This window comes from Clostridiaceae bacterium HFYG-1003, from assembly GCA_024579835.1.
In the GTDB taxonomy this organism is placed as follows: domain Bacteria; phylum Bacillota; class Clostridia; order Clostridiales; family Clostridiaceae; genus JG1575.
Genome location: CP102060.1, coordinates 840,663 through 854,769, shown reverse-complemented (window position 1 = coordinate 854,769; position 14,107 = coordinate 840,663). Strand labels below are relative to the sequence as shown.

At 55.1% G+C, this 14,107-nt stretch carries 11 protein-coding genes; all 11 read right to left on the bottom strand.

Annotated elements, in window-relative coordinates; translation table 11 throughout:
* Nucleotides 1–138: 138 nt before the first annotated feature.
* The 11 genes from NQU17_04030 to NQU17_03980 all read right to left on the bottom strand — a co-directional run bounded on the left by NQU17_04030 (nucleotide 139) and on the right by NQU17_03980 (nucleotide 14,059).
* Nucleotides 139–4,389, bottom strand: coding sequence for a PolC-type DNA polymerase III (locus tag NQU17_04030; protein UUM12738.1), 4,251 nt, complete (start codon nucleotides 4,387–4,389; stop codon nucleotides 139–141).
* 13 nt (nucleotides 4,390–4,402) lie between these two features.
* Nucleotides 4,403–5,509: a flavodoxin-dependent (E)-4-hydroxy-3-methylbut-2-enyl-diphosphate synthase gene (gene ispG / locus NQU17_04025; GenBank protein UUM13455.1), complete on the bottom strand. Its 1,107-nt coding sequence runs from the start codon at nucleotides 5,507–5,509 to the stop codon at nucleotides 4,403–4,405.
* On the bottom strand, nucleotides 5,488–6,504 hold the full coding sequence (rseP, locus tag NQU17_04020; GenBank protein ID UUM12737.1) for an RIP metalloprotease RseP: 1,017 nt from the start codon (nucleotides 6,502–6,504) through the stop codon (nucleotides 5,488–5,490). Before rseP ends, ispG begins: the two co-directional genes overlap by 22 nt.
* Nucleotides 6,505–6,625: 121 nt before the next feature.
* Entirely contained in the window at nucleotides 6,626–7,768 is a 1,143-nt protein-coding gene (gene dxr, locus NQU17_04015; protein ID UUM12736.1) for a 1-deoxy-D-xylulose-5-phosphate reductoisomerase, read from the bottom strand.
* 367 nt (nucleotides 7,769–8,135) lie between these two features.
* Nucleotides 8,136–8,975: a phosphatidate cytidylyltransferase gene (locus NQU17_04010; protein UUM12735.1), complete on the bottom strand. Its 840-nt coding sequence runs from the start codon at nucleotides 8,973–8,975 to the stop codon at nucleotides 8,136–8,138.
* Nucleotides 8,965–9,717 (bottom strand): isoprenyl transferase, encoded by a 753-nt coding sequence (locus NQU17_04005; GenBank protein ID UUM12734.1) that lies wholly within the window; start codon nucleotides 9,715–9,717, stop codon nucleotides 8,965–8,967. Before NQU17_04005 ends, NQU17_04010 begins: the two co-directional genes overlap by 11 nt.
* Nucleotides 9,718–9,726: 9 nt before the next feature.
* A complete protein-coding gene (gene frr, locus NQU17_04000; protein UUM12733.1) occupies nucleotides 9,727–10,281 on the bottom strand; it encodes a ribosome recycling factor in 555 nt (184 codons plus the stop codon).
* A gap of 16 nt (nucleotides 10,282–10,297) precedes the next feature.
* Nucleotides 10,298–10,978, bottom strand: a complete 681-nt coding sequence (pyrH, locus tag NQU17_03995) for a UMP kinase (GenBank protein UUM13454.1) — start codon at nucleotides 10,976–10,978, stop codon at nucleotides 10,298–10,300.
* 300 nt (nucleotides 10,979–11,278) lie between these two features.
* Complete coding sequence (gene tsf, locus NQU17_03990; GenBank protein ID UUM12732.1) at nucleotides 11,279–12,190, bottom strand: translation elongation factor Ts; 912 nt, start codon at nucleotides 12,188–12,190, stop codon at nucleotides 11,279–11,281.
* Between the two features lie 476 nt (nucleotides 12,191–12,666).
* Nucleotides 12,667–13,425 (bottom strand): 30S ribosomal protein S2, encoded by a 759-nt coding sequence (gene rpsB / locus NQU17_03985; GenBank protein ID UUM12731.1) that lies wholly within the window; start codon nucleotides 13,423–13,425, stop codon nucleotides 12,667–12,669.
* A 214-nt stretch (nucleotides 13,426–13,639) separates the two neighbouring features.
* The gene (locus NQU17_03980; protein ID UUM12730.1) at nucleotides 13,640–14,059 is read right to left on the bottom strand and encodes a hypothetical protein; all 420 of its coding nucleotides are present in this window, start codon (nucleotides 14,057–14,059) and stop codon (nucleotides 13,640–13,642) included.
* Nucleotides 14,060–14,107 lie beyond the last annotated feature (48 nt).

The following is a 14,107-nucleotide window of genomic DNA, read 5'->3' as shown; positions in this document are numbered from 1 at the left end:
CAGTACGAATACTATACCACAAATCAGATGTAATATCAATGAATCCGACTGCTTCCCCCAAAGTTCACACCCGAGGGCGGATGGTCCCTCTCCGCCAGAATTGCCGCCGCCTGGGCCGGAGTCTGTCCGGTCCGGGTTTTAGCCGAAAAATGAAATCTGGTTGGTATCTCCCAGTTCGTTCAGACAGCCCAGGCGTTCCAGGGCTTCCATGACGGTGCGGGTGGAACGGGTCCGGTTCTTGAAGTCCTCCTTGGAGAAGAACTCCCCCTTCTGAGCTTCCTCATAGATGGCCAGACCGGCGTTTTCGCCGATGCCGTTGACCGCCGAGAACGGCGGGATCAGGCGGTTGTCCGCCACGATGAATTTCGAGCCGTGGCTCTTGTAAATGTCCACCGGCGCAAAATCATAGCCGCGCAGGAACATTTCGTAGACCAGCTCCAGGGTGGCCGCCAGATTCTGATCCTTGGGCGTCGCCTCGTTGCCCATGGCGGCGATCTCATCGAGCTTCGCCTTGACGGAGGCCTGGCCCTTGAGCACGACTTCCGCGTCAAAGTCCTTGGCCCGCACCGAGAAGAACGTGGCGTAGTAATGGAGCGGATAGTAGACCTTGTACCAGGCGATTCGCACCGCCATGGTGACATAGGCCACGGCATGCCCCTTGGGGAACATGTACTTGATCTTCTTGCAGGACTCAATGTACCACTCCGGCACCTTGTACTGCCGCATCTGAGCTTCCTCTTCGGGTTTGAGGCCCTTGCCCTTGCGCACGCGTTCGGTGATGAAGAAGGCATCCTTTGAGGGCAGGCCGCACTGGATCAGGTAGAGCATAATGTTGTCGCGCAGCGAAATGCAGCCTTCCAGGTCGGTATCGCCGTTTTTGATGTAGTACTGGGCGTTGTTCAGCCAGACATCGGTACCGTGGGACAGACCCGAGACCCGGACCAGGTCGGCAAAGGACTTGGGCTTGGTGTCCATCAGCATCTGCCGGACAAAGCGGGTGCCAAACTCCGGCACGCCGATGGTGCCCACCGGAGAACCCAGCGCTTCCGGATCCACGCCCAGCGTTTCCGTGGAGCGAAACAGGCCCAGCACTTTGGGATCCGTCAGCGGCAGGCTCTTGGGGTCAATCCCCGTGATGTCCTGCAGCATGCGCAGCACCGTCGGGTCGTCATGGCCCAGGATGTCGAGCTTGAGCAGCCGGCCCGAGATCGAGTGATAATCAAAGTGGGTGGTAATGATGTCGGTGCTGGTGTCATCGGCCGGACGCTGCACCGGACAGAAATTATGAATGTCGTTGTCGGCCGGGACGACCATGATGCCGCCGGGATGCTGGCCGGTGGAGCGCTTGATGCCCGTGCAGCCCGCGGCCAGGCGTTCCATTTCCGCCCGGGTCATGGACAGGTTCTTCTCTTCCAGGAATTTGCGGACATAACCCATGGCGGTCTTTTCCGCCACCGTCGTAATGGTGCCGGCCCGGAAGGTAAAGCCCTCGCCGAACAGCACTTCGCAGTATTTATGAATGGAGGCCTGGTTGTCGCCGGAGAAGTTCAGATCGATGTCCGGCTCCTTGTCTCCCTCAAAGCCGAGGAAGGTCTCAAAGGGAATGTCATGACCTTCCCGGATGTATTCGGTATGGCAGGCCGGACAGCGCTTGGCCGGCAGATCGACGCCGGAAGACACCGAACCGTCGGTAAAGAACTCCGAATGTTTGCAGTGCGGGCAGACATAGTGCGGTGGCAGACCGTTCACCTCGGTGATGTCCATCAGGGTCGCTACCAGAGACGAGCCGACCGAACCGCGCGAGCCGACCAGATAGCCGTCGCTGAGGCTCTTTTTGACCAGCTTGTGTGCGACCAGATAGAGCACGGCATAGCCGTTGCCGATGATGGATTTCAGCTCGCGGTCCACCCGCGCCTGAACGATGTCCGGCAGCGGATTGCCGTAAATGGCATACGCCTTATCCAGCGTCATGCTGCGCACATCTTCCTCGGCCCCTTCCATCTTGGGCGGGAAGGTTTCCTTGGGAATGGGCAGGATCGGCTCCACCATGGCCGCGATCCGCCGGGTATTGTCGATGACCACTTCCCGGGCCAGCGCGCCGCCCAGGTAATCAAACTCACGCAGCATCTCGTCCGTGGTCCGGAACGGCATGGGCGTCGAATTCTCCCCGGCACCGGCAAAGCCCTGGCAGTACGTCAGAACGTGGCGGAACACCGCATCCTCCGGCCGCATCATATGGACGTCGCCGGTGGCCACCACCGGCTTGCCCAGGGCTTTGCCCAGCTTGACGATCCGCCGGTTGATGTCCTTGAGCTGCTCGACATGGCAGCGGTCCTCGACCAGCAGATGGGCGTGATTGCTCACCGGCTGAATCTCCAGATAATCGTAGAAATCAGCCAGCGAGGTGATGATATCCGGCCGCCGGCCGTCCAGGATGGCCCGGTACAGCTCGGAGTTGGTACAGGCTGAGCCAAGGATCAGATTTTCACGGCTGGCAGCCAGCAGGCTCTTGGGCAGTCTGGGATTGCGCTGAAAGTGCTCCAGATGCGACTTTGAGACCAGTTCATACAGGGTCTTGAGGCCCTTCTGATTTTTGGCCAGAATGATGACATGATCCGGCATCTGCTTGGTAATATCCACCCGCGACAGATAGTCGGCGTTGAGACCGGCTGTATCCGTGATGCCGTTCTTTGTCAGGTTCTCGAAGGAACGAAGCAGAATGTTGGCGGTGGTTTCGGCATCATCGACGGCCCGGTGGTGGCTGCCCATGAAGATGTTGAGGTATTTGGCAATGGTATCGAGCCGATGGCGCTTCAGTTCCGGATAGAGATAGCGCGCCAGGGTGACGGTATCGAGCTGGGCATTGTCAAAGGGCAGTCCCAGATCCTTCGCGTTCTTGCGGATAAAGCCCATGTCAAAGTTCGCATTGTGAGCGACCAGGACGGAGCTGCCGCAGAACGCCAGAAATTCCGGCAGTACCTGATCAATGGTTTTCTGTCCCCGCACCATGGAATCCGTGATGCCGGTCAGCTCAATGATCTTGGCCGGCAGCGGTCGCTGCGGATCGACAAAGGCGGAGAAACGCTCGACCACGCGGCCCTCGCGGACCTTGGCCGCGCCGATTTCGATGATCCGGTCGTTGACATGGGAAAAACCGGTGGTTTCAATGTCAAAGACGACGTACTCCCCATCAAAGGGCACATTGACCTGTGAGGTGCAGATCCCCGTCAGGTCATCCACCACATAGGCTTCCATACCGTACAGCACTTTGATTTTGCTGCCGGCCGCTTCCATGGCTTCGGGGAAGGCCTGCACCACGCCATGGTCTGTTATGGCGATGGCCTCATGGCCCCACTGGATGGCCTGGCGCACCAGATCACCGGCGGACACCATGCCGTCCATGGTGCTCATGGTGGTATGGGCATGCAGTTCCACCCGGCGCACCGGGGCGTCATCGATAATAACGGGCGCTTCCAGGCGCAGGCAATGCGCCACCCGCACCGTCATTTCCTTCATGTACAGATCCACTTCGGTCTTGCCTTTGATCATGACATGCATCCCGGCCTTGATCGGCGGGACTTCATCCTTGTCCTTGGCGAACAGCTTGCAGATGATACTGGAGGTCGAGTCCGTCAGATAAATCGTCAGGAGAATCTTGCCGGTACGCAGCTCCTTCTCCTCCAGCTTGAATATCTGTCCGGCCACAGTCACGCTGTACATGCCCTCCGCCACGTCGGCGATGGGAATCGGTTCATCCCGAAACAGCTTGCCGTAAAGAACGGGATCATCCCCGGCCGGTTTCGGCGGCGGAGTGGGCTTGGCCGGCGCAGGTTTTGGCACAGAGGATGCCGGCGCAAACACCGCCGGCGCGGGTCCCGGCTGCGGGATCTCTTCCAGCGCAATCTGAGCCGGAATCGCCTGGGCATCGTAGACCAGCCGAATCTGGCAGGTCATATCGTAGATTTCCCGCAAAAATTCCTCAATCAGTTCCACGGTGCCCTTGCGCTGGAGATGATTGACCAGAACCGGGTTGGAGTGGGCAAAGCTGAGCTCATTCTCACTGCGCTCGAGGCGGGCATCCCGGAAAAAATTCATGGCAATGGGATCTTTGCGGAAAATTTCCGCCAGAAATCCCCGGATCGCTTCCTCGGTATCGAGCACATCTCCGTTGCGGCGCATGACGGCAATGTCCTTAATGACCTGACCGCCCAGAATCTCATCGGTGACATGGCCGATGCATTCCTCATCTTCGATGCACAGCGGTCCGTCGGCCACGCAGAAAATGCGGAGCCGACAGTGTTTTTTCAGATATTCCACTTTCAGCACCCTCAGGTGTTCTTCCCTGAGCCGACCCTGGAGCTTATGCTCCAGTACTTTTCGAAATTCCATAACCTGCTCCCGCTTACATGTTCTCGATTTCGGCCATCAGGGCCTCCACCAGCTCTTCTTCCTTCACCCGGCGGACAATCAGTCCCTTCTTGAAGATCATGCCGACCCCTTTGCCGCCGGCAATGCCGATGTCGGCATCCCGGGCCTCGCCCGGTCCGTTGACAACACAGCCCATGACGGCCACCTTAATTTCCTTGTCCAAGCCTTCCAGGCGCTTTTCCACTTCATTGGCAATGCCGATGAGGTCAATTTCGGTGCGGCCGCAGGTCGGACAGGACACAAACTCGATACCTTCCTTCAGATGACCCAGGGACTTCAGGATCTCCCGCCCCACCTTGATTTCTTCCACCGGATCTCCGGTCAGTGACACCCGCAGCGTGTCGCCGATGCCCTCGGCCAGCAGCGTGCCAATGCCGACGGCGCTTTTAATGGTGCCTCGCCACAGGGTGCCGGCCTCGGTCACGCCGATGTGCAGCGGCAGGTCGGTCTTCTGCGCCAGCAGCCGGTAGGCTTCAATCGTGCGCAGGACATTGGAAGACTTGATGGAAATGATGACATCATGGAAGTTAACTTCATCCAGAATGGCCGCGTGGCGCAGGGCGGATGCGACCAGAGCCTCCGGTACGGGACCGCCGTACGTCTCCAGCAGATCCTTCTCCAAAGAGCCCGAGTTGACGCCGATCCGGATGGGAATGCCCCGGTCCTGGCAGGCGCGCGCCACCAGCTCCACTTTGTCGCGGGAGCCGATGTTACCGGGATTGATGCGCAGCTTGGCAATGCCGTTTTCAATGGCGCGCAGAGCCAGGCGGTAATCGAAGTGGATGTCCGCCACCATGGGCATGTCCACGCCGGCTGTGATTTCTTTCAGCGCGTCAGCCGCCGCCAGATCCGGCACGGCCAGCCGGACGATGTCGCAGCCGGCGGTGCGCAGGGCGCGAATCTGGGCCAGCGACGCCTCCACGTTCCGGGTATCGGTGTTGCACATGGATTGAACAGCAATGGGGGCATTGCCCCCAATTGAAATATTGCCGATTTTCACTTGTCTGGTTTTATTTCGTGTAATCATAGATTTCCTCGTTTGACTTTCGTGATCCCCTCTTAATAGGCGATGGGGAAGAATATATCCTTGAATGTAATAAACAGCATGAACAGCATGAGAATGGTGAAACCCGCCATATTCCAGCCGGTCATGAATTTTTCCGGAATTTTGCGCCGGGTGATCAGTTCAACGAACAGAATCACCAGCCAGCCGCCATCCAGTGCCGGGAACGGCAGCAGGTTGAAGATGGCCAGGTTGATGGACAAAAAGCCCAGAAAGCGCAGGAAGCTCAGGAAATTGACCTTGGCCACCTCGGATGCCATTCCCAGGATCGCCACCGGTCCGCCCATCTGATCCACGCCGACCTGGCCGGTGAAGAGCAGCTTCAGGGAAAAGTAGGTCTGACGGATCATGGCCGAAGCCTCCACCAGTCCCTGGCGGAAGGACTGACCCAGATTCGGCTGCGTTTCGACCTGCGACTGGAAGCCAATGAGATACTGGCCGGTTTCCGTCTGTTTCGGGACAATATCATATTCAGACACCACATTGTCGCGGCTGACCTTGATTTTGGTCGGAGCCCCTTCCGCGACGGCCATATAGGTAATGACATCATTGAACGTCGTCACCTTGTTGCCGTTGACTTCGACAATGGCATCGCCGGGCTGAAGGCCGATGGCGGCAGCGGGTGAATCCGGGAGAACTTTTTCTACCACGTTAGTCTGGAAGCCCAGGCTCTGGGCCAGAATGGTAAAGAACAGGAAGCCGGTGATCAGGTTCATGAGCGGTCCGGCAAAAATAATGCTCATGCGCCGCAGCGGGTGCTTGGACTGGAAGGAATCGGAGGAGCCGTCTTCTTCTCCGGTGTCTTCCCCTTTCATCTGGCACATGCCGCCAATGGGCAGCGCTTTGATGGACCAGACGGTGCCGTTTTTTCCCTTGCGGGAAATCAGGGACGGCCCCATGCCGATGGCGAACTCCTCCACGGTGACCCCGTTCAGGCGGGCGACGATAAAATGGCCGAATTCATGGACCAGGACTAAAAAACCGAAGCCCAGGATCGCGAGGATAATACTCATATAATTTGTTTCTCCTAATGTTGTAGATTCGGACGGTTCGTCAGGCGAACCGGATCCGGATGGTCTTATTCACCCTATATTATGACACATCAGGTTAAAATGAAGTGAAAAACGGACCGAATTATCGATTTCGATACATTTGGGCCAGATCACGGCGCAACATCGCATCCAGCTCCACCACGCCGTCCAGAGTCAGTTCCCCGGACCGGCCGAAGCGCTCCATGGCGAACTCAATGAGTTCGGCGATTTCCAGGAATCCGATGTCTCCGGTCAGGAAGAGTTCCACCGCCACTTCATCGGCGGTATTGACAATCAGCGGATAGTATCCGTCCAGTTCCAGCGCGCGATAGGCCAGCTCCAGGCAGCGGAAGGTCTGGCGGTCCGGCTTTTCAAAGGTCAGTCGTCCCACGGCGAACAGATCCAGCGGCGGGGTTACTGCCTCCCGCCGTTCCGGATAATTCAGGGCATACTGGATCGGCAGCCGCATATCCGGGTTGCCCAGCTGGGCTATGACGGAGTGGTCTTTGAACTCCACCCCGGAATGCAGGATACTTTCGGGGTGAACATGGACGATGATCTGCTCCGGAGCCACATCGAACAGCCAGCGGGCTTCGATGACCTCCAGCCCCTTGTTCATCAGCGTGGCGGAATCCACGGTAATTTTACGGCCCATGCTCCAGTTGGGATGCTTCAGGGCGTCTTCCACAGTCACAGCCTCCAGGTCCTGGCGGCTTTTTCCACGGAACGGCCCGCCGGAGGCGGTCAGAATGATGCGGTTGATGTCGCTGGTCTGATAGCCCTGCAGACTCTGGAAAATGGCGGAGTGCTCCGAATCCACCGGATAGATCCGGACGCCATGGCGGCGCGCCAGATCCATAACGAGAGATCCTGCCCCCACCAGCGTCTCCTTATTGGCCAGGGCAATATCATGTCCTGTCTCAATGGCCGCCACCGTGGCCTTCAGCCCCGCCAGCCCTACCACCGACGTCAGAACGATGTCGCAGTCCTGCCGGGCCAGTTCCTCCATGCCCGGGGCGCCGACCAGCACCCTGACCCCTTCCCGGGAAAAGCCCCGGGCGGCCGTCTCATCCGTAATGCAAACCAAAGTCAGGTCAAATTCTTCAATCAGCTGGGCCAGGCTGGCCACATTCGAATGAACCGAAGCACCCACCAGTTGCAGGTGAGGACTCTGCCGGATAACATCCAGGGTCTGGCGGCCGATGGATCCCGTCGCTCCCAGCAGGATGATCCGCTTTCTGTTCAATGGAGCCTCCGTATTTTGCTGTTTCTTTTCTCTATGTTCCATATTTGATCCTTTATCAGGCAAACTCTTGCCTGTGCGTTCTGTGCTATTATCGCTTGATGATTTTCCTGCATATTGCGCGCATTCCGCGCGTTCTGGGCTTACTTCTCATACTGTGCTTTCTGTACTTACTTCACATTCTGTGCTTTCTTCACATTCTGTGCTTCTCATGCAGAGAATATAGAGATTTTCGGGAATATTAATCCCGGTGCTTCGCATACTCCATTATATCAAAAAAGGCGGCTGACCGACCTGAAGCTTCGGCATAAAAAAGAGCTCCTCCGGAAGGGAAGAGCTCTTGCTTTACGCCTTAGTCAGGTTTCGGGTTCTAATGGCCAAAGATGATGGTCAGATACAGGAAGACCGAAACAGCTGCCAGCAGGACGGAATCAAACCGGTCGAGTATGCCGCCGTGTCCCGGGATCAGCTTGGGATAATCCTTGACGCCGCAGTCCCGCTTGATGGAAGACGCGATCAGGTCGCCGATCTGGGAGAAGAAGGATCCGATGAAGCCCATCACCAGAAAATGGAGCGGATTCATCACAGGCTGGCCGGTCAGAAGAACGATCCAGCCATAGATCATGGTACCCAGTGCACCGCCTGCCAGTCCGCCCAGCGCACCCTCCACCGTCTTTTTCGGGGAGACTTCCGGAATCAGCTTCCGCTTGCCGAAGAAGCGGCCGGTGAAGTAGGCTGCCGTATCGCAAACCCAGGCGATGGTAAAGATGGCGAAGACATAGTGCCTGCCTCCGGGCATCTCGTAGATCAGCAGGATCAGCGAGAAAAAGGCAATGGTATAAATAAAGCCCATGACGGTGACGGCTGCATCCATGAAGTTGCAGTCCTTGCGGAACACCGAGATGATCAGGGCGGCCACCGTCAGAAACAGGATAATGACGGAAAGCACCTTCAGCTCGGTGCGGCCGAAAAAGAACAGGGCAAACTGGATCAGGGCAAAGCTGTAGCCGGCAACCTGAATCGGCCGGAGGCCTTTCTGCTTGACTACTTCATAGAATTCATACAGGGCGCGCAGTCCCATCAGGACAACAACAACCTTGAGCCAGATCCCTCCCACAATGAAGGCGATCAGGATCGGCAGGAGCAGCAGAGCGCCAAAATACCGGTTATCCTGCAATGGCTGGCGAACATCATCAAATTTATCCTTCACTGTTCACCCCTCCAAAGCGCCGATCGCGCTTCTGACAATCCGCGATGGCCTGACGCAGGTCAGCCGGTGTAAAATCAGGCCAGTTAATCTGTGAAAACCAGAATTCGGAATAAGCTGACTGGTAGAGCATGAAATTGGACAGCCGCAGCTCGCCGGAGGGGCGGATGATCAGATCCGGTTCCGGGATTGCCCCGGCATACAGATACCGGGAGAAAGTCGATTCGGTCAGGTCTTCCGGCTTCAGTATTCCGGCCTGGACATCAGCCATGGCTTTCTGGGCGGCTTTGACGATTTCACGCTGTCCGCCGTAATTCAAAGCCAGGTACATGTGGACTCCGGTGTTAGAGCGAGTCCGCTCATAGGCGGATTCGAGCTCCTGCCGGCATTTGGCCGGCAGGGCCTCGATGTCGCCGATGGAGTCAATGATGACGTTGTTTTCATGCAGTTCCTGGAACTCACTGCGCAGATAGCGCACCAACAGATCCATGAGAAAACCGACCTCGGCCTCAGGCCGCTTCCAGTTTTCGGTGGAAAAGGCATACAGGGTCAGATATTTCACGCCCAGGCGATTGCACTCTCTGACGATGCTGCGGATCGTTTCAACGCCGGCCTTATGACCCATGGAGCGAGGCAGATTCCGGGCTTTGGCCCAACGGCCGTTCCCATCCATAATGATCCCGATGTGCGCGGGAATTCGGGATAAATCCAGTTCCTGCCCGGCATTGGCTGCTTCTGACACCATGTTTTCCTCCTAGATGGTCATTACTTCTTTTTCTTTCGTTTCAAGGGCCTTATCGACTTTGACGATAAACTGGTCTGTCAGCTTCTGCATGTCTTCTTCGCCCTTTTTGATCTCATCTTCCGGAACGTCCTCTTTCTTGAGGTTCTTGATCTTGTCATTGGCGTCACGGCGGATGGAGCGGATCGCTACCTTGCTTTCCTCGCCGTACTTCTTGACCTGCTTGACCAGATTCTTTCTGGTTTCTTCCGTCAGTTCCGGCACGACCAGCCGGATCATGGTTCCGTCATTTACCGGATTGATGCCGAGCTCGGATTTCTGGATTGCCTTTTCGATGACTTTCAGCATCGGTTTCTCCCAGGGAGTAATGCACAGCATTCTCGGCTCCGGGACCGTGATGTTTCCGACCTGATTGATCGGCATCATGGAGCCATAGTAATCCACTTCGACCCGATCCAGCATGTGAGGATTGGCACGGCCCGCTTTCAGCGTGTCCAGCTCCGCCTCCAGGTTATGCAGGGTCTTGTTCATTTTCTCTTCCGCTTTTTTGTAAATGTCCTTGATCATGAGTAGAAAATACCTCCTATGAAATAATGGTTCCGATGTTTTCGCCGGCTATGGCGCGTTTGATATTGCCTGGTTCATCCAGTGAAAATACGATGATGGGAATATTGTTGTCCTTGCACAGAGCCATGGCCGGTGAATCCATTGCCTTCAAGCCCTGTTCCAGCACTTGCTGATAGGTCAGGGTGTTGTATTTGACTGCGTCGGCATACAGATTGGGATCCTTGTCATAGACTCCATCCACTTTCTTGGCAAACAGAATGGCTTCCGCTTCGATCTCCGCCGCGCGCAGAGCCGCCGCTGTATCGGTGGAGAAATACGGATTGCCTGAACCGGCCGCGAAGATCACGACCCGGCCCTTTTCCAGATGCCGCATCGCCCGCCGGCGGATATAGGGTTCGCAGATCTCCCGCATTTCAATGGCAGACTGAACCCGGGTCTCGACTCCGATGTCCTCCAGGGAATTCTGCAGCGCCAGGGCATTGATGCAGGTGGCCAGCATGCCCATGTAGTCCGCTGTGGTCCGATCCATGCCGCCGCCCTGACGTCCCCGCCAGATGTTGCCGGCTCCGATGACGGCGCCGACTTCCACGCCCATGTCCACCAGTTCCTTAATTTCCCGGGAAATCCGTAAAGCGACCTCAAAGTCGATGCCGTACCCATTCGTTCCGGCCAGAGCTTCTCCGGACAGTTTCAGCATGACGCGCTTATATTTGCGATTCGTATTTTTTTCCAATTGTTTGCTTCCTCCGCAATGTCATAGACTGTATTCATTTTACCACACTCTCCGTTTAGACTCGAAGCTTTTAACTGTTTTTCTCGCCGCTGAACCGGAGAGCGCCGCTGTCGCTGGTGCCGTTCCATAAAAATGGTGCAAAGACCGCTCCGGTCGTTGCACCATTTTGCTTATATCGATCAGCCCTTATGAGCTTTCTCATCATTGGTTTTCGGTTTCCTAGACTAAACCTTGTCCCTTAAGCCAGGCTAAGGGGTCGGCGCATCATTTGCCCTGGTTCATCTGGGCTGCAACTTCTGCAGCGAAGTCTTCTTCCTTCTTTTCAATGCCTTCGCCCTTTTCAAAGCGGACATAGCGAACGACTTCCATGGAACCGAGGTTCTTGGCTTCGCCTTCAACGAACTTGGAAACAGACAGATCGGGATTCTTAACAAAGGGCTGCTCCAGAAGAACGGCTTCCTTGTAGTATTTGGAAATACGGCCCATGACCATCTTTTCTACGATATTTTCCGGTTTGCCTTCGTTTCTGGCCTGAACCCGGTAGATTTCCTTTTCTTTTTCCAGGGATTCCTGGTCAACCAGGTCCTTGGACAGGAACGCCGGATTGGTGGCAGCTACGTGCATGGCAACGTCCTTGGCCACTCTCTGAACCTCTTCGTTGGCATTTTCGGATTTCAGCTGAACGAGAACACCGATTTTGCCGCCCATGTGGATGTAGCTGGCAATCGCGCCGTCCTGAGCGTCGAATTTCACGAATCTTCTCAGGTCCATGTTTTCGCCGATCTTGGCAATCAGAGCTGTGATGGCTTCGCCAACGGTGGATCCATTGTAAGCTTCCGCCTTGAATTCTTCCACAGTCTTCGCGTTGGTCGTGGAAGCGATCTTGGCGAAATCATTGGCTAATGTCTTAAATTCTTCATTCAGGGAAACGAAGTCTGTTTCGCAGTTGAACTCAATCATGCCGCCCTGTTTCATGTCTTCAGAAACATAGGTTGCAACGACTCCGTCAGCAGCGATCCGGCCGGCTTTCTTGGCAGCAGAAGCCAGTCCCTTTTCTCTCAATATTTCAATGGCTCGCTCCATGTTTCCTTCGGCCTGTGTCAGAGCCTTCTTGGAATCCATCATGCCGGCACCGGTCTTGTCTCTTAATTCTTTTACCATCTGAGCAGTAATCATTATTTTTCCTCCTGATATAGTTGGATTTGCCTTTAAGACTGTTCACCTTTCGGATCAGCGGATCCGAAACGAATGATCATTTCATATTTAAGCCCGAACAGGGCTTCCCCTGCCGGATTATGTTAAATCTTCCAGATTTAAGTCATCTCCAAACATGAACTGTTCTCCCTTGTTGACAACAACAAAAGGAATTCCAATGCCTCCGGCATCACGCACCCGGTCGAACATATCCAGACTTTCCCGATACTTCAGGAATGCTTTCAGGTTCCCCAGATTATTCGTGATGGACGCATAGGTGAAGCGGATTCCCGCTTCTTCCAGCTTATGCTTTAAGACTTCGCAGCCGGGTCAAAGATCCGATCCGAATATTGTAATCTGTTTGTGTGCAGTCATCTTCCACTCCTTGTCAATGATGGGAATGTGAAAGTTTCAAAAGAAAAGGGCAATGGGAAACCCATCGACCCTTTCTACGTTTCCTACGCTTCGGTCTCTTCGACAGCAACTTCTTCCGCTGCAACAGCCTTTTCGACTGCAGCTGCTTCCAGCTGCTCTCCCTGTCTGCCTTCGATGACAGCGTCACTGAGCTTGGCAGCAATCAGCTTAACAGCACGGATGGCGTCATCATTTCCAGGAATGACATAGTCGATTTCATCCGGATCACAGTTGGTGTCCACGATGGCTACGACCGGAATTCCCAGTGTGTGGGCTTCGGCAATGGCGATGCGTTCCTTTCTGGGGTCAACAACAAACATTGCGCCAACATTGTTGATGTCCAGGTTGCGGATTCCGCCGAGATTCTTTTCCAGTTTGTCCATTTCATTCAAGAGGGCTGCTACTTCCTTCTTGGGCAGAACATCCATGGTTCCGTCTTCTTCCATGACATGAAGTTCTTCCAGTCTCTTGATTCTGGATTTGATCGTCTGGAAGTTGGTGAGCATTCCACCCAACCAGCGGTTGTTGACAAAGTGCATGCCAACGCGTTCTGCTTCTTCCTGGATCGCTTCCTGAGCCTGCTTCTTGGTTCCGACAAAGAGAATGTCCTTGCCTTCAGCCGCGGTGTCACGAACGAAGTTATAAGCTTCCTCGACTTTCTTTACGGTCTTCTGGAGATCAATGATGTAGATTCCGTTCCGCTCGGTAAAGATGTAAGGAGCCATTTTGGGGTTCCATCTTCTGGTCTGATGTCCGAAGTGGACACCTGCTTCTAAGAGCTGTTTCATTGAAATAACTGACATGTTGTTTCCTCCTGGTTTTTTCCTCCATCCACCGAATCTATCAATCGAACATTTCTGCACCAGAATTCAAAATAGGCGGATGTGTGTATTTTGTACCATACGATTATATCACGGACCATCAAACTTGCCAACAGCATTTTTTTTGCGGAACATGTGATATTTCGCAGCGATATTTTGACTTTCCGGATTCTCCGGCGGCGATTTGCCCGACATGCTACATGGCGCGCTTAATTTCTCCCAGACGCCGGCGCAAAGCCCGGACATCGGCTTCCAGATCCGTCAGCTCTGCCCGGACTTCATGAATCCGGCTCTGTGTGATCAGATCTGAGAATATGTTGTCAAAAGCTATGTCAAACAGCATGTTCATGCCGTTGGGATTGACGGACAGCTCGATCGCTCCCGACACATCCCGCAGCTCTTTCTGGAGCGTGCGCAGATTATACTGCACTTCCATCAGACTCTGCTGGGCGCGGCTCAACCGTCCGTGCTTGACCAGACTCACGATGAAGCCTCCGCCCAGCAAATCAAAAATACCCCAGTTCTGAGCGCCTTTCAGATCATGCATCGCCGCCTCAATTCCGTCCAGTACCTGATCGCAGGCTGCGATTGCCTCAGTGATTTCCCCTTCGCGCATGTTCATCTCTCCTCTTAATCCGGATCAATCGACGAGAATATTTCTGCT